The organism is Cellulophaga lytica DSM 7489, from assembly GCF_000190595.1.
GTDB lineage: Bacteria > Bacteroidota > Bacteroidia > Flavobacteriales > Flavobacteriaceae > Cellulophaga > Cellulophaga lytica.
On sequence record NC_015167.1, the window covers coordinates 3,438,161 to 3,459,221 of the forward strand.

Sequence of the window (21,061 nt, forward strand, 5' to 3'; positions counted from 1 at the left end):
ATTTATTTTTCTTAAAAGTAAGAAAAATATTCTAAAAGTTAACGTTTGTTTATATTTTGATGAATTCACAAGGAGTATATCTACTCTACCCTTGCATGTGGCTTAAAGACCAATAACGATTTTTTAGTTGCTATAATTTCCTCTTTATTCATCATCATTTTACGAAACTCGCCATTTAAGTACATTTGAGCCTGATCGTTATAATGAGAGCTAAACGGACTACCAGATTGCCCTGTAGGTAGTATGCTTATGCTATTTTCTATATCAGAAAAATCTATTACCCTACGTGTTGATGGTCCTGAGGTTACTTTATAAATACTATCTTCACTATAGGTAAAACCCATATTATTTATAACTTCTTTAGTGCCATTCACAGGGAAAGGGCCAACATTAAAGTACTTGCGTAACGTTTTTACCTTACCTATAGGGTGCTCATGCTCTAATGTATGTATTTTTCCCCAAGTCCAAGCTTCTGTATTTTCTCCAAATTGATTTTTTAATGACAATAGCGCATCTGTTAATGACAACTGAAAAATATCATCTGAAGTCTCTACCTTGGTAGTTGTTACATTATCCCACCAAATTGATGAGCTATTGCTTACCATTGGTGCAATTAATCTTTTATGAAAATGTGTTGTAAGCAACTGGTTAAAAAGTTCTTCACCTAACTCATCTTTTAAGGTATTTTTAAGCATATAAAACACCCAGCGTTGGTATAAGCTAGACTCTACACTGTTTACCGTAGCGCTACCATCCCAATTGGTTAGTTGGTCTAATAATTTAATAGCATTAATATCTAACTTACTAATATCAATATTTTTAGCCATATTAGTAACAATGGTTGGGTCTACAGCAGAAGTAACATCTGTAATCATTTTAGAAACCGACGCTTTATCCCAATCATTTTTAGGCCTTAGCAACTGCTCTATACGTTTAGCCCTGTTTTCTGGCAAATAGTATCCCGGAAAAAACCTTCCGTTTATAGTGTCTGGTTGGTTGTTTGCAGAATACACAAATTCCCAAGGCGGATTTTCTGCGTGCGGATTTTCAGAAAAATCTAAAAACTCACCACGTTCTTGTATACCATTTGTTCCGTTTAAAATTAATTTGGTATTAGTACTATCTGACATTTTATACAACTTAGCTGTTGCCCACCAAGCTACATTGCCTTCTGCGTCTCCGTACATTATATTTAAACCTGGAGCGTGTAAATCTCTTAAATGACGTTTAAAAGTACCCATAGACTCTGAGTGAGACATACCATACAATGCACTTAAAAGTTTATTTTCCACTTGGGTAAAAATCCAAGATATTGCAACCGGTTTTTCTTCTGTTACGCTAGTTGCTATGCCGTTTAAAACTGCACCGTGTCTGGTAGATTTTACCGTAAATTTTACATCATCCTCACCTTTTACCTTAATTATTTTATGCTTGTAATTGTATTTTCTCCAACCATTTTCTGTTTTATACTGTGTAGTATCTTTTGGGTTAGTTTCTTCATAATAAAAATCAACATCATCATTCTCAAACATTGTTAAACCATAGGCTAACTGCCTGTTGTGTGCCAATAAAGGAAAAGGAACACCTGCTAAGTGATACCCATACTTTTTATACGTTGGTGTGCTTAAATGAGCTTCATACCAAACGGTTGGTTGAGAAAAACCAATATGTGGATCGTTTGCTAAAATTACAGCTTTGTTTTTTGTTTTTTGGGGCGATAAAACCCAACTATTACTTCCCTCAAACAAAGGTATTGGTAGGTTTTTAAATGTAGAAGCTAATTTGCTAGCCAAATTAAGTTGTAAAGTATCTTTTAATGGGTCGTAATTTTCTATAAGTGTAGAAGATGGTTCTGTTGTAATTGATAAATCTTTTAAGTAAGCACTACCAAGCTTGCTCTTTATAGTACTAAGTAATGGATCTGTTTTGTGCGCCATTGCAAAGCTAAATGCCATATACCCAATGGTATTATGTATGTCTTTTAGCGTAAAAGGGCGTTTATCTACACCTGTTAAGTAAAATTCTACTGGAGTTGGACCTTCTTCCTGAAACTGGTTAACACCATCTAAATAAGCTTCTGCAAGCTTTACATAGTCACTATTAGGATCTAAGTTAGCTACCGTTTCCTTAGAGTAATCATCTATACCTAACGATAAAAAAAGCTTGTCTGTTTCTACTAAGTCTTTTCCAAAAATCTCTGATAATTCACCAGGGCCAATTCTCCTTAGTAATTCCATTTGCCACAACCTATCTTGTGCGTGTACATAACCTAATGCGCGTATAGCATCTTTTTCTGTAGCGCCATAAATATGAGGAATTCCGTAATTGTCATAATAGACATCTACTTGGTTAGATAAATTTTTTAAATCTTTTTCTCCTTCATACTCAGGAGTTAAAGAATAAATAAACATACAAAAAGCTAAAAATAACAAGCCTAAAACCGGAATAATTATTTTTAGTATCTTCTTTAAGCGGCGCATAATAGGTTGTTTGCCTAAAGGTAGAATTAAATTTTAAAAAAGAAAACCTATTTTACGGCTATAATTTAAAAAAAGAACATCACTACTACAAAATACTGATTTTAAGAATATTAGCGTAATCAGTATTAACTTTAAACCTATTGTCTGCACGTTTGCCAACTACCCAAACTATGTTAGACTCCGAGCATAGTAACCACTGCTCTTCTTTTGCTACAACGCTTAATTTAATGTCTTTATAAAATTTACTAAGCTTTTTTTTACCATTTTGTCCAAAAGGATAAAAAACATCTCCTTCTTCACGTTTACGCAAAACTAAAGGAAACTTTAATTTAGACTTATCTACATAAATAGTGGTGTCATTGGTAATTCCTATTTCAGATACATTTTGAAAATGCAATTTTATAGGATAACTTATAGTTTCTTGGTCTTTGTTCACCAAATACACATCAGAATTTGCCTCTTTAAGCTCCTGTAATAGTAAATTTTCTCTGTTTTTAACCAACCTATGTGTTCTAGACAAAACTTGTTTACCGCTCATTGCCGTAAGTAAATTAGCAACATCTTGCCATTCTGTAAACCCATAGCTACTAAACAATGCATACAAATAGGTTTTTAAGGGTTTGTAGGTTAATAATTTAGAAACAGAAACCTCTATAACGCCATTTTTACGTACAAATAATTTATTTTTAAGAAGTTTAATGTAATCCTCCGCTAAAACAGAAGTTTCTTGCAAATAGGCTTGTGTATTATTAAAATTCTGTAAAAATGTTGGATGCAATTCTTTTAATTCTGGTACAATTTTATGTCTTATTCTGTTTCTTAAATATTTGGTTTCTTTATTGCTTTTATCTTCTCGCCACTTAATATTGTTTTGCTTAGCAAAATCTTCTATCTCATCACGAGTAAAAGGCAATAATGGCCTAGCTAATGCACTAGTTTTTGATGGTATACCCAACAAACCACCTACACCAGTACCACGAGATAAATTAATTAAAAAGGTTTCTAAATTATCATCTGCTTGATGGCCAGTTAACACGGTTTCTAGATTATTTTCTTTAACTAATTTAGCAAACCAAGAATACCTTAAGTCTCTTGCTGCCATTTGAATAGAAACCTTATTTTTAGCAACATAACCAACTGTATTAAAATTAGTTACGTATATTTTTTTTTGTAATTGTAGTGCCAGTTGACGAACAAATTCTTCATCTGCATCACTAGCTGCATCACGCAATTTAAAGTTACAATGCGCTATAGAAAAATCTAACTGCAATGCTGCACACAAATGTGCTAACACAACACTATCTACACCACCGCTACAAGCTACCAAAAACGGGCGTTGCAGTAACAGTGGAAAATGGGCTTTAATATGATTTTTAAATTCTTTTAGCACGTTACAAATGTAACTAAAGTTTAAGATATTTTACCTTCTAAAACCTGTCTCATTGCTTTTGCCTTAAGTAAGCACTCCTCATACTCCTTTTCTGGACTGGCTTTTGCTGTTATAGCACCACCAACAGAAAACGACACGTATTTTTCAGTGGCATTATACAAAATACTACGTATAACTACATTAAAATCAAAATCTTGCTCTGGTGTAATATACCCAACGGTACCACTGTACAAGCCTCTTTTTGTAGCTTCTAACTCTTCTATAATTTGCATTGCAGAGACCTTAGGAGCACCGGTCATACTCCCCATAGGAAAAGTCTCTTTTATAATATCTACTACATTTTTATCATCTTTAACAGTTGAAGTAATAGTTGAAATCATTTGATGTACTTGATTGTAAGTGTATACCTTGCATAATTCTTCTACTTGCACACTTCCTTTCACAGCACTCTTAGACAAATCATTACGTACCAAGTCTACAATCATTATATTTTCTGCACGTTCTTTTTCATCTTTGCCTAAATTAATCCGTAAATTTTTGTCTTCAATTTTGTTAGCAGATCTTTTTGAAGTTCCCTTAATTGGCTGAGAAATTACCTTTGTACCTTCTTTTTTTATATAACGCTCTGGTGATGCAGAAGCTAAATATTTATCATTTAATTTAAAGAAAACAGAAAATGGTGCTTTAGATATTTTATTTAATTGCAAGTAAGTTTCTAACGGATTAATAGCAGTGTTTTCTGCATAAAACTCTTGGCAAAAATTGGCTTCATATATATCTCCTCTGTGTATTTTTTGAAGCATTTTACCTACTCTATTAAAATAATCGTCCTTAAAGATTCTCATTTTAATATGTATGTTCTTTTCTTCTTGTTTTTGTTCTGCTTTTAGGTTGATTTTGGTAATTTCTTCGTAATCTGATTGTAGCTCATCATCAACCATATTTAAATATAAAAAATGAGCAGTATTCCCTTGTAATTGTATTATTTTTTTAGGCTGAAAAAAGTACAATTCAGGAAAATGCAGTCCATCAAAATTTGCAGATTTTAATTGCTCTGTGGTATTCTTTAAGTCGTACGTTAAATAACCAAAAATCCAATCTTTGGTTTCTGTTTGGTAAGTTTTTAAATCGTCAAAAGCATTAAAACTGTCTGTAGACAAGGCCGTTAATGCATCTACAGCCAACATTCCGTCAAAAGAACTGTATTTGTTTTCATGCAAGTTACTGTCTAACCAAACAACCTCGTAAAATTGCTGACTCCAAACAAGTAATTGGTTTTTAAATACCTGAACATCATCAACCGTAAAAGAAAAAGATTTGCGCAATGGTATGGTTTATAATTTAGCTAAAAATTGATCTACAACTGCCTGGTATTCGGTCTTTAAATTAGATGCTACAAAAACATCTTCTTTAAAATTATCATAAAAAGAAGGCAACGAAAAGCTAGCAACTATTTCTGCTCCAAAGCGTGGCAATACGCCTTTTGCTTGTTCCATTGCACTAATTGCGCCTCTTTTACCAGGAGAGGTTGAAAGTAAAAGTACTTTTTTACCTTCTAAAAAATTACGATCTAGCCTAGAAAGCCAGTCTATTAAATTTTTAAAAAAAGAAGACAACCCACTATTGTGCTCATTTACTGCTATTACTAAAGCATCTGCACTTGCAATTGCGCTATTTACATTTTTTAGTTCTGTAGAAAAACCATCATTTTTTTCTGCATCTTCACTATACATAGGAATGTTAACCTTAGACATATCTAACAACGTAACTGCGTTATCACCTAAAACACTAGCAGTAAATGTTGCTAATTTATAGTTTATAGATGTGCTACTATTACTTCCGGCAAAAGCTAAAATATTACTCATTTTAAATAGTTTTTAACGAAAATACCGTAAATAACAATCATTTGCGAGCATTTTAGCTAATTTTGCAGACGAAAATAATAAAACCAACTGTAAAACAAGCACATAGCTTTTTTATAACCACCAATGGAGAAGAAAACCAATAGATTATACTTTATAGACGCTATGCGTGCTTGGGCTATTTTAATGATGTTACAAGGTCATTTTATAGACGGATTATTAGATTTTGAATACCGAGACAAAACCATTTTACCTTATGCTATTTGGAGCTATTTTAGAGGAATGACAGCTCCTGTTTTCTTTACTGTATCCGGTTTTATATTTACATATTTGCTGGTTAAAGGAGATAAAATTGGTTTAAAAAATCCGCGTGTTAAAAAAGGAATTAAACGTGGACTACAACTAATTTTAATAGGTTATTTACTTAGAATGAACCTGTTTAGCGTGCTTTTTGCAGAGCTGTACGACTCTTTTTATTATGTAGATGTATTGCATTGTATAGGCTTTTCTATTTTAGGTATTATAGCATTGTATTTGCTTACCAGTAAAACTAAACCAATTGTGTTTGCTACTATTTTACTTAGCATAACATTACTATTATTTTTATATGAACCTAGTTATGATAAACTACCACACACCTATTTACCTAAAGCCATAGCAAATTATATTACCAAACTATACGGTTCTGTATTTACCATTATTCCTTGGTTTGGGTATGCTACTTTTGGTGCGTTTATGGCTATGTTATTTACCAAATTCAAAAACCACAAGCATTTATACCTAAATGCTATACTTATTTGTACAACTTTAGGGTTGTTTTTAATTTTTGGATCATCACCATTGTTTGCATTTATTTGTGATGTTACAGGCAATAACTTTTTATATGCAGTATACACTAACAACTACTTATTTATTAGGCTTGGAGACGTGCTTATTATTTTTTCTTTATTTATGATGTTGCGCTCTTTTTTAACCAATAAAGTTGTTTTAAGGATAGGGCAAAACACCTTAGCCATTTACGTTATACATTTTATTATTTTATATGGTAGTTTTACTGGACTTGGAATTTACCACTACTTAAAATATTCTTTACACCCAGCAACAGCCATAATTGGAGCTATTTTATTTATGATTAGTTGTACTTATTTAGCTTTATTGTATGATACTTATGAAGATAAAATAAAAGCTACACTGCAGAAGATAAAGTTTGGAGCCTTAAAGCTATTTAGACTAGCTAAAAATTGACATTTGCTATTTTTTGATGCTTAGTTTTGCGCTATGTTTACGGCCAAATAACTATAAAATGAGCAACGAAAAAAAATACTCACCAATAAAGGTAGAATTAGAAAAAGATAAAAATTACGGCTGGTGTACTTGTGCACACAGTAGCAACCAACCATTTTGTGATGGTTCTCATAAAGCACATAACGCAACACCATCTATGCGTTTTTCTGTAGAAGAAACAAAAACGTACAATATGTGTACGTGTAAATTAACTAGTAATCCTCCTTTTTGTGACGGATCTCACAAGTAGTAACCTACACAGCATCAATACTAAAAGTCCTTATGTAAAATTCATAAGGACTTTTTTTAGGTTTTGTACGTATGTTAATACAAAACAGTATAGCGCAAAATCTACAAATTACATAGATTTGCAAACAGACATTAACATTACAAATGAAAAACACTACAACCATTTACAATGCTGTATTGGCAATTGCTGGTAGCGACTCTGGCGGTTGTGCCGGTATACAAGCAGATATAAAAAGCATTAGCGCTAACGGCGGTTTTGCTACAACAGCAATAACAGCTATTACAGCACAAAATACACTTGGGGTAAACGCTATTTATCCAATACCAACAGTTGAAATTAAAAACCAAATAGCTGCAGTATTAACTGATATTAATATTGGAGCTATTAAAATAGGAATGTTACAATCTACCCAAATTATAAAAACTGTAACAGACTCCTTAAGGGCATATAACAATATACCAGTAGTTTTAGATCCTGTTATGGTAGCATCATCTGGTCATAATTTACTGGATAATTCTGCCTTGGAAGCCTTAAAATTACTTTTACCAATGGCTACATTAATAACACCTAATATACCAGAAGCTCTAGTTTTATTAAATATTGATACTATTTCTCCTGAAAATATGCCAGAAATGGCTAAAAAAATAGGAAAAACCTATAAAACATCTGTTTTACTTAAAGGCGGACATTTAGAAAACTGTACCTCTTTAATGGATGTTTTATATGTGTATGATACAGATAGCTTGCATAATTTTTCTAAAACACAAATAGATACAAAAAACACACACGGTACAGGTTGCACCTTATCTTCTGCCATAGCAACGCATATAGTTTTGGGCTGCACACTTAAAGATGCTGTACAAAAAGGAATAACATATACACACCAGGCTATTGTTGCTGGTAAACGAAAAGAACTTGGTCAAGGTAACGGACCAGTAAATCATTTTTACAAACTGTATTAAATAAAAAAGGCTGCTCTAGTGAGCAGCCTTTTTAAAATTTATAAAATAGAAACCTTAAACGTGTAAAGCTCTATCTCCTGTAGCCGCCAAAGCAGCCTCTTTAATAGCTTCTGTAAATGTTGGGTGCGCATGAGACATTCTAGATACATCTTCTGCACTAGCTCTGTACTCCATAGCAACAACAGCTTCAGCAATCATATCTGCAGCACGTGCACCAACCATATGTACACCTAAAATTTCGTCTGTATTTTTATCTGCAAGTACTTTTACAAATCCGTCTAAATCCATACTAGCTCTAGATCTACCTAAAGCTCGCATAGGAAACTGACCAACTTTATACTCAACACCAGCTTCTTTTAATTCCTCTTCTGTTTTACCAACAGCAGCAACCTCTGGCCAAGTGTATACTACACCAGGAATTAAGTTGTAATTAATATGTGGTTTTTGACCCGCAATAGTTTCTGCAACAAATGTACCTTCTTCTTCTGCTTTATGTGCTAACATAGCACCTTTAACCACATCACCAATAGCATAAATATTAGAAACATTAGTTTGTAAATGCTCATTAACATCTACCAAACCTCTGTCTGTTAACTTTACACCAGCAGCTTCTGCATTTAAACCATCTGTATATGCATGACGACCAACAGCTACCAAACAGTAATCTCCTGTAAAAGTAACTTCTTCGCCTTTTTTATTATCTGCTTTAACTATAACTTCATCTCCTTTACGCTCTACAGATTTTACCTTGTGAGACAAGTTCATTTTAAACTTCTGTTTCTTTAAAACTTTGTTTAATTCTTTAGACACGCCTTTATCCATAGTTGGTACAATACGGTCCATATACTCAACAACAGATACTTCTGCTCCTAATCTTTTGTATACTTGCCCTAACTCCAAACCAATAACTCCACCACCAATAATAATAAGGTGTTTTGGCACTTCTTTAAGTTTTAAAGCTTCTGTAGAAGTTATAACACGCTCTTTATCTAACTTAATAAAAGGCAAGGTAGATGGTTTACTACCAGTTGCTATAATTGTATGTTTAGCTTCAATTTCTGTAGTTTCTTCACCAGCTATAGAAATGTGTGTAGCGTCTTTAAAAGAACCAGTACCTACGTAAACATCAATATTATTTTTTTTCATTAAAAAATCAACTCCACCAGTAGTTTGGTCTACAACGGCTTGCTTACGAGAAATCATTTTCTCTAAATTGATTTTAATTTCGCCAGGAATATCAATTCCATGCTCTTCAAAATGCTTTACGGCATCTTCATAATGATGAGAAGAGTCTAACAACGCCTTAGAAGGAATACAGCCTACATTTAAACATGTACCACCTAAAGTTGAATATTTCTCTATTATTGCTGTTTTCATTCCTAATTGTGCGCAACGTATAGCTGCAACATACCCTCCAGGACCTGAGCCTATTACGGCAACATCATATGAATTCATATATTTTTCTTTGATTAAAGTTGTAAAATTAGCACTATTTTTTGTGGATAGGAAATTATAATACATTCCTATTTTTATTATAACAAATTTTTAGCGTTTACTATGTAAAAACACATATGCTAAACGCCAACTTCTATAGCTGTAGTATGTTTAACTTCATTTATTACAAAAGAACTTTGCGTACTACCAATGTGGTTTAATACTGTTAGCTTAGTTACCATAAAATCTCTAAAAGCCTCCATATTTTCTACGTATACTTTTAAAATGTAATCGTAATCTCCACTAACATGGTAACATTCTCCTACTTCTTTTAACTTTTGCACCTCTTTTTCAAATTGCATTAAAAACTCTTTAGAATGCTGTATTAATTTAATATGACAGAGCACTACAAAAGAACGTTTTACTGTTTTTTTATCAACTAAAGCTACATATTTTGTAATAATACCTGTGCGCTCTAAACGCTTAATACGCTCATAAACAGCAGTAACAGACAAATTTAAGTGCAATGCATATTCTTTAGTTGTTTTTTTACAGTCGTTTTGCAAAAGTGCCAACAACTTAATATCTGTTTCATCAAAACTTGCCATTTTTTCTTAAGATTAAAGTAATTATGATTAAAAATAGAATTTAAATCTATTATAAGCATATTATTTAGTTTTATTTAAATCAAATTTTAAAATATATTGACAATCTAACTACTAAAAAATACATTTAATCCATTATTAATCACCTAAACTATACTATTATGGATTACAAGGCTTCAGACAATATACTAGACCTACAATATTTTGGAGAATTTGGAGGCGTTAACCCATCTATATCAGACTCATCTACCTATACATTTATATCTGCCAAAACGATGTCTGATACTTTTGATGGCAACACAGAAGGCTGCTACCTGTACAGCAGACACTCCTCACCCTCTAACCTTTATTTAGCTGAAGCTTTAGCTGCTTTAGAAGGTACAGAAAATGCTAATGTTTATGCTAGCGGAATGGGCGCTATAACATCTGTTATATTGCAACTTTGCAATGCAGGTGACCATTTAGTGAGTAGTAGAACCATTTATGGTGGAACCTATGCTTTTTTAAAAAACTTTGTACAAAAGTTTAATGTAGATACATCTTTTGTAGACATTACTACTATAGATGCTGTTGAAAATGCAATTACACCTAAAACAAAAATGATTTACTGTGAGGCTGTTAGTAATCCATTGTTAGAAATAGCTGATATTAAGGCATTGGCTGCATTAGCAAAAAAACATAATATACCGCTTGTTGTAGATAATACGTTTTCCCCATTATCTATTCTTCCGGCCAAGTTAGGCGCTAATATTGTAATACATAGTTTAACCAAGTTTATTAACGGTACTAGTGATACTGTTGCTGGTGTTGTTTGTGGTACTACAGATTTTTGTGCCAGTTTAAAAGATGTAAATAATGGTGCTGCAATGCTTTTAGGTAGCACTTTAGATAGCTACAGAGCTGCATCTATTTTAAAAAATATGAGAACGCTACACATCAGAATAAAAAAGCATAGTGAAAATGCATTGTACTTATCTCAGAACTTTGAAAAAGATGGTTTACGTGTTGTATACCCTGGGCTAGCATCACACCCTAGTCATTTTAAAATGAAACAACAAATGGTTGCAGAATATGGTTTTGGTGGTATTATGACATTAGACGTGGGCTCTTTAGACAAAGCAAATGCATTAATGAAGCTTATGCAAGAACGTAACTTAGGGTATTTAGCAGTTAGTTTAGGCTTTTACAAAACACTTTTTAGCGCTCCTGGCACATCTACCTCTTCAGAAATACCTATGGAAGAACAAGAAAAAATGGGATTGTCTAACGGATTAATTAGACTATCTGTTGGTTTAGACAATGATATTAACAGAACCTATAATATGATGAGAAAGTGTATGATAGACTTGGGTATTTTATCATAATTTAACCACTATCTAAAAGATATAAAACTTGCAAGAAACACACCAAAATTGTAATATTACAAGGTAATTAACTAACTCAATTTAATGCAAAACCAAAATTTAAGCACCTCAGACCCTAAAAATGAGCATATTGTAGAAAATAAAGAATTAAATTTCTTTGAAGCTTTAATTCCGGTTATCATATTAATGTCGCTTTTAGCCTACAACATTTTTTTTGTAGACGGACAAGAATGGTTTGGTGTATACACCAATCAAATTATACTTTTAATTGGTGGTGCTGTTGCTGCAATTGTAGGTCTTTACAATAAGACATCTTTTGCTACAATGGGTAAAGAAGTTTGGGAAAACATAAAAAGTGTTTTTATTCCTCTAGTTATACTGGTATTGGTTGGTGCATTGGCTGGTACTTGGCTAGTTAGTGGTATTATACCGGCTATGGTCTATTATGGCTTGCAAGTTTTAAACCCTAGTATATTTTTACCTGCATCTGTAATTATAGCTGCAATAATATCTATAGCTACTGGTAGTAGCTGGACCACTTCTGCAACCGTTGGTATTGCTTTAGTTGGTATTGGGTCTGCCTTAGGTATTAACCCAGGAATGATTGCTGGTGCTGTAATCTCTGGAGCTTATTTTGGAGATAAAATGTCTCCTTTAAGTGACACAACAAACCTAGCTCCTGCTATGGCTGGTACAGATTTGTTTACGCATATTAAATACATGACCATAACTACAGTACCTACTTTAATTGTAACACTTATATTTTTTAGTGTTTTAAGTGCTAATATAGACACAAACGGAACTACAGATGTTGCTTTTATTTTAAACACAATAGATGCTAACTTTACAATTACCCCTTTATTATTTATTGTACCTGTTGTTGTTGTTGTTGCTTTAATACTACTTAAAACAAAACCTTTATTAGCATTACTATCTGGTGTTGTTTTAGCTATTGTTTTTGCTTTTGTTTTTCAGCCAAAATTGTTAGATAGGTTAGCAGATTCTAAAACAAATGCTATTGTTACAGCTGTTTTAACAGATACCAATGTGAGTATTGATAACAGTGAAGAGCTTGCTAAATTATCTGCAGAAGAATTAGCTATTATTAAGGAACATAATGATTTGTCTAATGTTTTTACTGAAGATGATGTAGAAGGCATTTACACTAAAAAAGATTTAGCTGCTGTTTTTACCAATAGCACTACAGACAAAACAAGTTTAGCAAACATAGCAGATAACCTAGACAAATTAATTACCAAAAAAAGACTACGCAAACTATTTAGTGCTGGTGGTATTAATGGTATGCTATGGACAATTTTACTTATTTGTTGCGCAATGGTTTTTGGAGGTATTATGGATGGTATTGGAGCCTTGTCAAGAATTACTAAAGCACTTTTATCTGTAGCAAAATCTACATTTGGACTATTTGCTAGTACTGTTGCTAGTTGCTTAGGATTAAATGCAATTGCTAGTGACCAATATTTAGCTATTGTTATTCCTGGTAAAATGTTTAAAAAAGCTTACGAAGACAAAGGCCTTGCTCCCGAAAACTTAAGTAGAACCTTAGAAGATTCTGGTACAGTAACCTCTGTATTAATACCGTGGAACACCTGCGGAGCTTACCAATCTAGTGTTTTAGGCGTTGGGGTTGGTGAGTATTTTATTTACGCTATGTTTAACTGGTTAAGTCCGTTTACTACATTATTATTTGCTGCATTAAACGTAAAAATTAGACAGTTACGCGCTAAATAAATTTTAACATAAAGAATCTTTATTCTTCTATAAAGAATTAAAATTTTATTAATCTAAAAAAGCATATTTGTAGGTTATATTTGCAGTAACAAAATGTATAACCTTAAATAAAAAATAAATGGCTTTTGTAGGAAAAAAATTCCCAGATTTAACTGTTAACGCAATGAATGAAATGGGTGATACTTTCAAATTAAATATTTTGGAAGAAGCTAAGAACAATAATAAAAAAGTATTATTATTCTGGTACCCTAAAGATTTTACTTTTGTATGTCCAACGGAATTACACGCTTTTCAATCAGCATTAGCAGAATTTGAAAAAAGAAACACAATAGTAATTGGAGCTTCTTGTGATACTCCAGAAGTACACTTTGCTTGGTTAAATACTCCAAAAGATAATGGTGGTATAGAAGGTGTTACTTACCCAATTTTAGCAGATAGCAACAGAAACTTAGCTTCTACATTAGGTATCTTAGATATTTCTAACGAAACTTATAATGATGAAACTGGTGTTGTTACTGTAGATGGTGATAATGTTACTTACAGAGCTACTTACTTAATTGATGAAGAAGGTACTGTTTTTCATGAAGGAATAAACCATATGCCTCTAGGAAGAAATGTAAATGAGTTTTTACGTTTAGTAGACGCTTACACTCACGTACAAGAAAAAGGTGAAGTTTGTCCTGCAAACTGGGAAGAAGGTAAAGAAGCTATGCAAGCTAACGCTAAAGGTACTGCAGAATATTTAGCATCTAACGTAAACTAATTTTAGTATGTTACTAGAACTAGAAAACGACAATTTAGCAGAATTAATTGCTGAGCACAAAAAAGTGGTTGTACAATACTCTGCTACATGGTGTGGAAACTGTAGAATAATGAAGCCTAAATTTAAAAAAGAGGCTGCCGCTAACGAAGACATTACATTTATTTTAGCTGATGCTGAAAAATTTCCGGAATCTAGAAAATTAGCCAATGTAGACAATTTACCTACGTTTGCAACTTTTGAAAACGGAAGTATTAAAAACCAGACACAGACTAATAAATATGATGTTTTAAAAGAATTAGTACATGAAATTGCCAGTAATTAAACACCTTACAGGTTTTATAAAAGAGAACGATGAAGATTACGTTCTTGAAACAATTGAAACCTTAGAGGCATTAACAGAAGTTTCTTCTCTTAAAGATGAAGAGCTAGATGTTATTGGAGAACTAATTTCTAATATGTATGGTGCTATTGAGGTACAAAAATCTATTAAAGAAGGTGTACCAGAAAAAGAAGCATTAAACGGGTTTATGAAACGTGTATTAGGTTCTATAGATAAATAAAACAGTACATACTGTTCCATAATAAAAGCCACTATTCTTTAATTAGAATTGTGGCTTTTTCTTTTTCATAGACTTGCTTAAATGCAACAAAAAAACCTCCAAAGTAAAACTTTAGAGGTTTTTATATTTATTGCTTTAACTTTTATACTAAAAGCGATTCTAAATCACTTAAACCTTGCATTTTTGCATGATCTAAAGCTGTGTTTCCTCTTTGGTCTGCTACAGTTTTATCTGCATTTTTATCTAATAACATTTTAATAATAGATTGTCTGTTAAATGTAGCTGCGTAAATTAAAGGTGTAGCTCCAGATAAATTTACAGCATTTACATCTGCCCCTTTTTCAATTAAATATGCTGCAATTGCATCAAAACCTTTAAAACACACTCCCATTAAAGCCGTATTACCAGAGGCATCCTTATCATCTATTGGTGCGTTGTTATCTAATAAAACCTTAGCTATATCTAAATAGTTATAATAAGTTGCTAAAATTAAAGGTGTAGAACCACGTGTATCTTTTACAGATACTAATTCTGGGTTCTCTTTTAACATTTTTGTTACTTCTTCTGTATTCTCTTCTCGTATTGCATTAAAAAATGCTGTTGTTGTTTCTGTCATTTTATAGCTATAAAAAAAGGGATAAGCACTAATGCTTATCCCAAATTAAACAATTTTATTTTTTAGTAATTTTCTAGTTCAGAAATACCCAAAGCTTTACGTACTCCATTACCATACTCAGGATCTGCTTTATCAAAATGAACTAACTGGCGCTCTATTATTTCCATAGAAACACCTTGCATTGCTGCAGCTATATTATTAAATAACCTATTTTTTTGGTCATCATTAAACATCCTAAATAAATCACCTGGTTGTTTGTACTCGCCATACGTGTCATTTTCTTCATAACGCTTAGCGTCACCACTAATTTTCATTGGTGGTTCTTCTACAGTTGGGTCTTCTACAGCTCCTCCTTTACTGTTTGGCTCATAGTAAGCATCTGGATTGCCAAAATCATTTGTAAAGAAACGCATAGAACCATCTTTATGATAATGGTTTACTTCAGATTTAGGAGCATTTGCTGGTAAAGCCTCGTAGTGCGTACCTAATCTATACCTGTGTGCATCTGCGTATGAAAAAATACGTGCTTGTAATACTTTATCAGGAGAAAAACCAATTCCTGGTACTATGTTAGATGGTGAGTAAGCTGCATTTTCAATATATTGCCAGTAATTTTCTGGATTTTTATTTAACTCCAACTCCCCTACTTCAATTAACGGATAATCTGCATGTGGCCAAACTTTAGTTAAATCAAACGGATTGTACGGTGTTTTTTCTGCATCTGCCTCTGGCATTACCTGTACTTTTAACGTCCATTTTGGGTAATCTCCTTTTTCTATTGCTCCAAAAAGTTCTTCTTGATACTTTTCTCTTGTTTCTCCAATAATTTTAGCCGACTCTTCGTTAGTGTAATGCTTATGTCCTTGCTGTGTTTTAAAGTGAAATTTCACCCAAAAACGTTCGCCGTCATTGTTCCAAAAACTAAATGTATGCGAGCCATAACCGTTCATATGCATAGGAGTTGTTGGTATACCTCTATCAGACATTAAAATAGTTACTTGGTGTAAACTTTCTGGTGATAAAGACCAATAATCCCACATTGCTTCTGGTGAACGCAAGTTTGTTTTAGGATGTCTTTTTTGAGTGTGTATAAAATCTGGAAATTTGTAACCATCTCTTAAAAAGAAAACCGGAGTATTGTTACCTACTAAATCCCAATTACCTTCTTCAGTATAAAACTTAACAGAAAAACCTCGTACATCTCTTTCTGTATCAGCAGCTCCCATTTCACCAGCAACAGTAGAAAAACGAGTTAAAACTGGTGTTTTTTTACCTACAGATGAAAATAGTTTTGCTCTTGTATATTTACTTATATCATGAGTTACTGTAAAAGTCCCCATTGCACCCCAACCTTTTGCATGCACAACACGTTCCGGTATGCGCTCTCTATTTTGGTGTGCTAGTTTTTCTAATAATTTGTAATCTTGCATTAAAACAGGGCCTCTGTCACCAGCGGTTTGTGAACGTTGATTGTTAGATACTGGGGCTCCTGCAGATGTGGTAAGTTTTTTATTTTCCATAACAGTCTATATTTTTAATGAGATAAAATTAATTAAAAATCTTTTCGGATATAAGTTAAGAAATTGATAGTTTTTATCAAAGAATAAGTTTAATTTATATTAATTAAAAACACCATAACTATTCACTATTAAACAGTAACTTATATATAAGGATTACTTTTTTATTAAAATAGTTACATATCACTCATATATTTTTTAATTTCACACCAAAATTAAAACACATACATTATGGCTACTGTTACTTTAAAAGGAAATAAAATAAATACATTAGGTAATTTACCAGAAGTTGGTGCTACAGCTCCAGATTTTAAGTTAACAAAAAACGACTTATCTACTGCTACCTTAGAGAACTATAAGGGAAAAAAAGTAGTTTTAAATATATTCCCAAGTGTAGACACTGGTACGTGTGCACAATCTGTTAGACAGTTTAATAAAGAAGCTTCTACATTAGAAAACACTGTTGTATTATGTGTTTCTAAAGACTTACCATTTGCACAAGCACGTTTTTGTGGTGCAGAAGGTTTAGATAATGTAGAAATGTTATCTGACTTTAAAGATGGTAACTTTGGAGAAAAGTATAATGTAACTTTTGCAGACGGACCTTTAGAGGCTTTATTATCTAGATCTATTGTTGTTTTAAATGAAGAAGGTAAAGTTATACATACAGAGCAGGTTGCAGAAACAACTGAAGAACCTAATTACAAGCTAGCTTTAGAAGCATTATAATATGCCTAAAGAAAATTTTGCATTAAACAGAATACGTAGCGTTGGTTACGCTTTAAAAGGTGCTTTTTTACTATTAAAAACCGAGGCAAGTATTAAGGTTCAGTTTTTTATATGTATTTTAATTACCATTTTTGGTTTTTATTACAACATATCTAATACAGAGTGGATACTGCAAATATTTGCTATTGGTTTGGTTATGGGTATAGAAGGACTAAATACTGCTGTAGAAAAAATAGCAGATTATATACAACCAGAGTTTGATGCCAAAATTGGCTTTATAAAAGACGTTGCTGCAGGTGCTGTTATGATTGTTTCTATAGCAGCATCTATAATAGGGTGTATTATTTACATTCCAAAAATTTTTAACTTGTAACCAATTTTTAGGTTACATATATTAAGGTACACATATTTAATGGCAAAAAAGACTACTAAAAAGAAAGCAGCTACTCCTAAACAAAAACGCAGTTTTGGCTTATCTAAACAAAATAAAATATTGTTAGGTAGTGTTATAATGCTTTTTGCTATTGCGCTGTTTTTTTCTTTTACATCTTTTTATTTTACGTGGCAAGATGACCAAAGCTTGCTGTCTGAATTTGCAAACAGAAATGAACAAGCTAAAAACTTACTAAATAAGTTTGGCGCTAGTATTGGACATTTGTTTTTATACAAAGGGTTTGGTGTTGCATCTTTTGTTTTTCCTGTTTTGTTATTTTTATCAGGATTAACATTATTTTTTAGTCTACCTAAAAAAGGACTCGTAAAAAAATGGATATGGGGCTTAATATTTATTTTATGGTTTTCTGTGGCTTTTGGTTTTTTTGCTGAAAAATGGCCGCTTTTAGGAGGTTTAGTTGGTTTTGAAATGAATGATTTTCTGCAAGACTATACTGGTAAAATTGGTGTACTACTTCTTTTAATTTTTGGGTTGATATTTATTTTAGTAAGGCTATTTAAATTTACTCCAGAAAGCACCTTACAATACTTTAAACAGAAAAAAGCTGCATTAACAGATGAGTTAAACAATTCTGGCGATGATGAAAATTCTTCTGCAAATGCTACAAGCAAACAAACGGCAGAAACAGTTGAAGAAGCTACTGTAGAAGAAACTCCTGTTGTTGTAGATACTTATACTCACAAAGAAGAAATACCTCCAATAGAAAAAGAAGAAGTACCTGCAAATGATGGTTTTGAAGTTACTGTTGCTGAGGATGAAGAAAACGTAGAAGAAAGCCTAAATATTGAGGTAGAAAAAATTACCGAAGAAAAAGAAGAAATAGATAACCTAGCAGACAAGTTAGTTGATGATTTTGGTGAGTTTGACCCTACTTTAGAGCTAGCAAACTACAAATTTCCACATATAGATTTGTTAGATCAACACGGAGCAGGTGGCGGAATAACAATTAACCAAGAGGAATTAGAGGAAAACAAAAATAAAATTGTAGAAACTCTTAAAAACTACAAAATAGGAATTGCACAAATTAAAGCCACTATAGGACCTACAGTTACACTGTATGAAATTGTACCAGATGCTGGTGTGCGTATTTCAAAAATTAAAAATTTAGAAGATGATATTGCATTATCATTAGCTGCATTAGGAATACGTATTATAGCTCCAATACCAGGTAAAGGAACTATTGGTATAGAGGTTCCTAACAAAAATCCTTCTATAGTATCTATGCGTTCTGTAATAGCAAGTACAAAATTTCAGAAAGCAGAAATGGAACTGCCAATTGCTTTTGGTAAAACCATTAGTAATGAAACTCTTGTGGTAGATTTAGCTAAAATGCCTCACTTGCTTATGGCAGGTGCTACAGGTCAAGGTAAATCTGTTGGTTTAAATGCTGTATTAACATCTCTCTTATATAAAAAGCATCCGGCAGAGGTTAAATTTGTATTGGTAGATCCCAAAAAAGTAGAACTAACGCTATTTAATAAAATAGAGCGCCACTTTTTAGCCAAACTGCCAGACTCTGAAGATGCCATTATTACAGACAATGCAAAAGTTATAAATACATTAAATTCTCTTTGTATAGAGATGGATAACAGGTACGAACTGCTAAAAGCTGCAATGGTACGTAACCTAAAAGAATACAATGCTAAATTTAAGGCTCGTAAACTAAATCCTAATGATGGACATATGTTTTTACCATACATTGTATTGGTAATAGATGAGTTTGCAGATTTAATTATGACCGCTGGTAAAGAGGTAGAAACACCTATTGCTCGTTTAGCACAATTGGCCAGAGCCATTGGTATTCACCTAATTATAGCTACACAAAGACCATCTGTAAATGTAATAACAGGTATTATAAAAGCCAATTTCCCGGCACGTATTGCGTTTAGAGTTACTTCTAAAATTGACTCCAGAACTATTTTAGATGCACAGGGTGCAGACCAATTAATTGGTCGTGGAGATATGCTTTACACACAAGGTAATGATGTTATACGTGTACAATGTGCTTTTGTAGACACCCCAGAGGTAGAAAAAATTACAGGTTATATAGGATCACAAAGAGCATATGCAGAGGCACTTTTACTGCCAGAATATGTAGGACCAGATGACTCTGGCACAAGTATTGATAATAACATAGCAGATCGTGATAAATTATTTAGAGAAGCGGCAGAAGTAATTGTAATTGCACAACAAGGTTCTGCGTCTTTAATACAACGAAAACTAAAATTAGGATATAACAGAGCAGGTAGAATTATAGATCAACTAGAAGCTGCCGGCATTGTTGGTCAGTTTGAAGGTAGTAAGGCAAGGCAAGTTTTAGTACCAGATATGTTGGCGTTAGACCAATTACTAGATAACGAAAAAAAATAACAATTAACAAATCATACAAAATGAAAAAATTAGGAGTTTTAGTATTCATATTAATAGCAAATGTTTCTTTTGCGCAAAATTCCGCTAAGGCAAAAGCTTTATTAGACCAAGTTTACAATAAAGTAACTAGTTATAATAATATTTTTGTGGACTTTAAACATTCACTTAATAACAGTGAAGCCAATATAAACAGAGAAACCAGAGGTGATGTTACCTTACAAGGTGAAAAATACTTGTTTAACTACCTAGGATCTATGCAATTGTTTGATGGTAAAAAAGTATACACCGTTGTTCCTGATAACGAAGAGGTAACTATAGAAGATAAGTCTATAGATGATAACGCTATAACGCCATCTAAAATGCTAACTTTTTATAAAACAGGCCATAATTATGCCTGGGATAAGTTGCAGACTATAAACGGAAGAAAAATTCAGTATATAAAATTAATTCCTATAGATTCTAATTCAGAAATTAAATCTAGACTTTTAGGTATAGATGTAGAAACAAAACACATTTACAACCTTATTGAAACAGGAGATAATGGCACAAAAACCACAATTACTGTTAATTCTTTTAAAACAAATCAAACTTTATCAAAAAGCTTATTTACTTTTGACTTAAAAAAGTACGAAGATAACGGGTACTATATCATAAGAAATTAAGCCATTG

At 32.5% G+C, this 21,061-nt stretch carries 20 protein-coding genes; 12 read left to right on the forward strand and 8 right to left on the reverse strand.

The window, feature by feature from the left end:
• Nucleotides 1–80: 80 nt before the first annotated feature.
• The 4 genes from CELLY_RS15150 to CELLY_RS15165 all read right to left on the reverse strand — a co-directional run bounded on the left by CELLY_RS15150 (nt 81) and on the right by CELLY_RS15165 (nt 5,735).
• Nucleotides 81–2,480 carry a penicillin acylase family protein gene (locus tag CELLY_RS15150; protein WP_013622576.1) on the reverse strand — a complete coding sequence of 800 codons (2,400 nt, stop codon included), beginning with the start codon at nt 2,478–2,480 and terminating at the stop codon, nt 81–83.
• An 85-nt stretch (nt 2,481–2,565) separates the two neighbouring features.
• The gene (tilS, locus tag CELLY_RS15155) at nt 2,566–3,870 is read right to left on the reverse strand and encodes a tRNA lysidine(34) synthetase TilS (RefSeq protein WP_013622577.1); all 1,305 of its coding nucleotides are present in this window, start codon (nt 3,868–3,870) and stop codon (nt 2,566–2,568) included.
• Between the two features lie 20 nt (nt 3,871–3,890).
• Nucleotides 3,891–5,195, reverse strand: a complete 1,305-nt coding sequence (gene pabB / locus CELLY_RS15160) for an aminodeoxychorismate synthase component I (protein WP_013622578.1) — start codon at nt 5,193–5,195, stop codon at nt 3,891–3,893.
• Nucleotides 5,196–5,204: 9 nt separating this feature from the next.
• Entirely contained in the window at nt 5,205–5,735 is a 531-nt protein-coding gene (locus CELLY_RS15165) for an NADPH-dependent FMN reductase (RefSeq protein ID WP_013622579.1), read from the reverse strand.
• A 123-nt stretch (nt 5,736–5,858) separates the two neighbouring features.
• Between CELLY_RS15165 and CELLY_RS15170 the strand changes: the two genes are divergently transcribed.
• From CELLY_RS15170 to thiD, 3 genes are all read left to right on the forward strand, one after another.
• Nucleotides 5,859–6,977, forward strand: coding sequence for a heparan-alpha-glucosaminide N-acetyltransferase domain-containing protein (locus tag CELLY_RS15170; protein ID WP_013622580.1), 1,119 nt, complete (start codon nt 5,859–5,861; stop codon nt 6,975–6,977).
• Between the two features lie 58 nt (nt 6,978–7,035).
• The gene (locus CELLY_RS15175; protein ID WP_013622581.1) at nt 7,036–7,266 is read left to right on the forward strand and encodes a CDGSH iron-sulfur domain-containing protein; all 231 of its coding nucleotides are present in this window, start codon (nt 7,036–7,038) and stop codon (nt 7,264–7,266) included.
• 143 nt (nt 7,267–7,409) lie between these two features.
• The gene (gene thiD / locus CELLY_RS15180) at nt 7,410–8,228 is read left to right on the forward strand and encodes a bifunctional hydroxymethylpyrimidine kinase/phosphomethylpyrimidine kinase (RefSeq protein ID WP_013622582.1); all 819 of its coding nucleotides are present in this window, start codon (nt 7,410–7,412) and stop codon (nt 8,226–8,228) included.
• Between the two features lie 54 nt (nt 8,229–8,282).
• Here the strand turns inward: thiD and lpdA are convergent, their stop codons facing one another.
• Entirely contained in the window at nt 8,283–9,683 is a 1,401-nt protein-coding gene (gene lpdA / locus CELLY_RS15185) for a dihydrolipoyl dehydrogenase (protein WP_034646639.1), read from the reverse strand.
• 119 nt (nt 9,684–9,802) lie between these two features.
• Nucleotides 9,803–10,270, reverse strand: coding sequence for an Lrp/AsnC family transcriptional regulator (locus tag CELLY_RS15190; protein ID WP_013622584.1), 468 nt, complete (start codon nt 10,268–10,270; stop codon nt 9,803–9,805).
• Nucleotides 10,271–10,428: 158 nt separating this feature from the next.
• On the opposite strand from CELLY_RS15190, the gene CELLY_RS15195 reads away from it, so the two are divergent.
• The 5 genes from CELLY_RS15195 to CELLY_RS15215 all read left to right on the forward strand — a co-directional run bounded on the left by CELLY_RS15195 (nt 10,429) and on the right by CELLY_RS15215 (nt 14,706).
• Nucleotides 10,429–11,631, forward strand: coding sequence for an aminotransferase class I/II-fold pyridoxal phosphate-dependent enzyme (locus CELLY_RS15195; protein ID WP_013622585.1), 1,203 nt, complete (start codon nt 10,429–10,431; stop codon nt 11,629–11,631).
• Between the two features lie 84 nt (nt 11,632–11,715).
• Nucleotides 11,716–13,383: a Na+/H+ antiporter NhaC family protein gene (locus tag CELLY_RS15200; RefSeq protein ID WP_013622586.1), complete on the forward strand. Its 1,668-nt coding sequence runs from the start codon at nt 11,716–11,718 to the stop codon at nt 13,381–13,383.
• Between the two features lie 118 nt (nt 13,384–13,501).
• The gene (locus CELLY_RS15205) at nt 13,502–14,146 is read left to right on the forward strand and encodes a peroxiredoxin (RefSeq protein WP_013622587.1); all 645 of its coding nucleotides are present in this window, start codon (nt 13,502–13,504) and stop codon (nt 14,144–14,146) included.
• Nucleotides 14,147–14,153: 7 nt separating this feature from the next.
• Nucleotides 14,154–14,468: a thioredoxin family protein gene (locus tag CELLY_RS15210; protein WP_013622588.1), complete on the forward strand. Its 315-nt coding sequence runs from the start codon at nt 14,154–14,156 to the stop codon at nt 14,466–14,468.
• On the forward strand, nt 14,449–14,706 hold the full coding sequence (locus CELLY_RS15215) for a DUF6952 family protein (protein WP_013622589.1): 258 nt from the start codon (nt 14,449–14,451) through the stop codon (nt 14,704–14,706). The genes CELLY_RS15210 and CELLY_RS15215 overlap by 20 nt, the downstream gene beginning before the upstream one ends.
• 142 nt (nt 14,707–14,848) lie before the next feature.
• Here the strand turns inward: CELLY_RS15215 and CELLY_RS15220 are convergent, their stop codons facing one another.
• Both CELLY_RS15220 and CELLY_RS15225 read right to left on the reverse strand, forming a co-directional pair.
• Nucleotides 14,849–15,322, reverse strand: a complete 474-nt coding sequence (locus CELLY_RS15220; RefSeq protein WP_013622590.1) for an ankyrin repeat domain-containing protein — start codon at nt 15,320–15,322, stop codon at nt 14,849–14,851.
• Nucleotides 15,323–15,384: 62 nt separating this feature from the next.
• Nucleotides 15,385–16,842, reverse strand: a complete 1,458-nt coding sequence (locus tag CELLY_RS15225) for a catalase (RefSeq protein WP_013622591.1) — start codon at nt 16,840–16,842, stop codon at nt 15,385–15,387.
• A 228-nt stretch (nt 16,843–17,070) separates the two neighbouring features.
• On the opposite strand from CELLY_RS15225, the gene tpx reads away from it, so the two are divergent.
• From tpx to lolA1, 4 genes are read left to right on the forward strand one after another with little or no spacing between them, the layout of a single operon-like run.
• A complete protein-coding gene (gene tpx, locus CELLY_RS15230; RefSeq protein WP_013622592.1) occupies nt 17,071–17,568 on the forward strand; it encodes a thiol peroxidase in 498 nt (165 codons plus the stop codon).
• A gap of 1 nt (nt 17,569) precedes the next feature.
• Complete coding sequence (locus CELLY_RS15235) at nt 17,570–17,941, forward strand: diacylglycerol kinase (RefSeq protein WP_013622593.1); 372 nt, start codon at nt 17,570–17,572, stop codon at nt 17,939–17,941.
• A gap of 39 nt (nt 17,942–17,980) precedes the next feature.
• Nucleotides 17,981–20,392: an FtsK/SpoIIIE family DNA translocase gene (locus tag CELLY_RS15240; RefSeq protein WP_013622594.1), complete on the forward strand. Its 2,412-nt coding sequence runs from the start codon at nt 17,981–17,983 to the stop codon at nt 20,390–20,392.
• 20 nt (nt 20,393–20,412) lie between these two features.
• Nucleotides 20,413–21,054 carry an outer membrane lipoprotein periplasmic chaperone LolA1 gene (gene lolA1 / locus CELLY_RS15245; protein WP_013622595.1) on the forward strand — a complete coding sequence of 214 codons (642 nt, stop codon included), beginning with the start codon at nt 20,413–20,415 and terminating at the stop codon, nt 21,052–21,054.
• Nucleotides 21,055–21,061: the final 7 nt, after the last annotated feature.

Bases quoted from the DNA above. Each gene is read 5' to 3' on its own strand.
- CELLY_RS15175 (WP_013622581.1), top strand. From the start codon at position 7,036: ATGAGCAACGAAAAAAAATACTCACCAATAAAGGTAGAATTAGAAAAA.
- CELLY_RS15170 (WP_013622580.1), top strand. From the start codon at position 5,859: ATGGAGAAGAAAACCAATAGATTATACTTTATAGACGCTATGCGTGCT.
- lpdA (WP_034646639.1), bottom strand. From the start codon at position 9,683: ATGAATTCATATGATGTTGCCGTAATAGGCTCAGGTCCTGGAGGGTAT.
- CELLY_RS15225 (WP_013622591.1), bottom strand. From the start codon at position 16,842: ATGGAAAATAAAAAACTTACCACATCTGCAGGAGCCCCAGTATCTAAC.
- thiD (WP_013622582.1), top strand. From the start codon at position 7,410: ATGAAAAACACTACAACCATTTACAATGCTGTATTGGCAATTGCTGGT.
- tpx (WP_013622592.1), top strand. From the start codon at position 17,071: ATGGCTACTGTTACTTTAAAAGGAAATAAAATAAATACATTAGGTAAT.
- CELLY_RS15210 (WP_013622588.1), top strand. From the start codon at position 14,154: ATGTTACTAGAACTAGAAAACGACAATTTAGCAGAATTAATTGCTGAG.
- CELLY_RS15150 (WP_013622576.1), bottom strand. From the start codon at position 2,480: ATGCGCCGCTTAAAGAAGATACTAAAAATAATTATTCCGGTTTTAGGC.
- CELLY_RS15205 (WP_013622587.1), top strand. From the start codon at position 13,502: ATGGCTTTTGTAGGAAAAAAATTCCCAGATTTAACTGTTAACGCAATG.
- CELLY_RS15240 (WP_013622594.1), top strand. From the start codon at position 17,981: ATGGCAAAAAAGACTACTAAAAAGAAAGCAGCTACTCCTAAACAAAAA.
- lolA1 (WP_013622595.1), top strand. From the start codon at position 20,413: ATGAAAAAATTAGGAGTTTTAGTATTCATATTAATAGCAAATGTTTCT.
- CELLY_RS15235 (WP_013622593.1), top strand. From the start codon at position 17,570: ATGCCTAAAGAAAATTTTGCATTAAACAGAATACGTAGCGTTGGTTAC.
- CELLY_RS15195 (WP_013622585.1), top strand. From the start codon at position 10,429: ATGGATTACAAGGCTTCAGACAATATACTAGACCTACAATATTTTGGA.
- CELLY_RS15200 (WP_013622586.1), top strand. From the start codon at position 11,716: ATGCAAAACCAAAATTTAAGCACCTCAGACCCTAAAAATGAGCATATT.
- CELLY_RS15190 (WP_013622584.1), bottom strand. From the start codon at position 10,270: ATGGCAAGTTTTGATGAAACAGATATTAAGTTGTTGGCACTTTTGCAA.
- CELLY_RS15215 (WP_013622589.1), top strand. From the start codon at position 14,449: ATGAAATTGCCAGTAATTAAACACCTTACAGGTTTTATAAAAGAGAAC.
- CELLY_RS15220 (WP_013622590.1), bottom strand. From the start codon at position 15,322: ATGACAGAAACAACAACAGCATTTTTTAATGCAATACGAGAAGAGAAT.
- CELLY_RS15165 (WP_013622579.1), bottom strand. From the start codon at position 5,735: ATGAGTAATATTTTAGCTTTTGCCGGAAGTAATAGTAGCACATCTATA.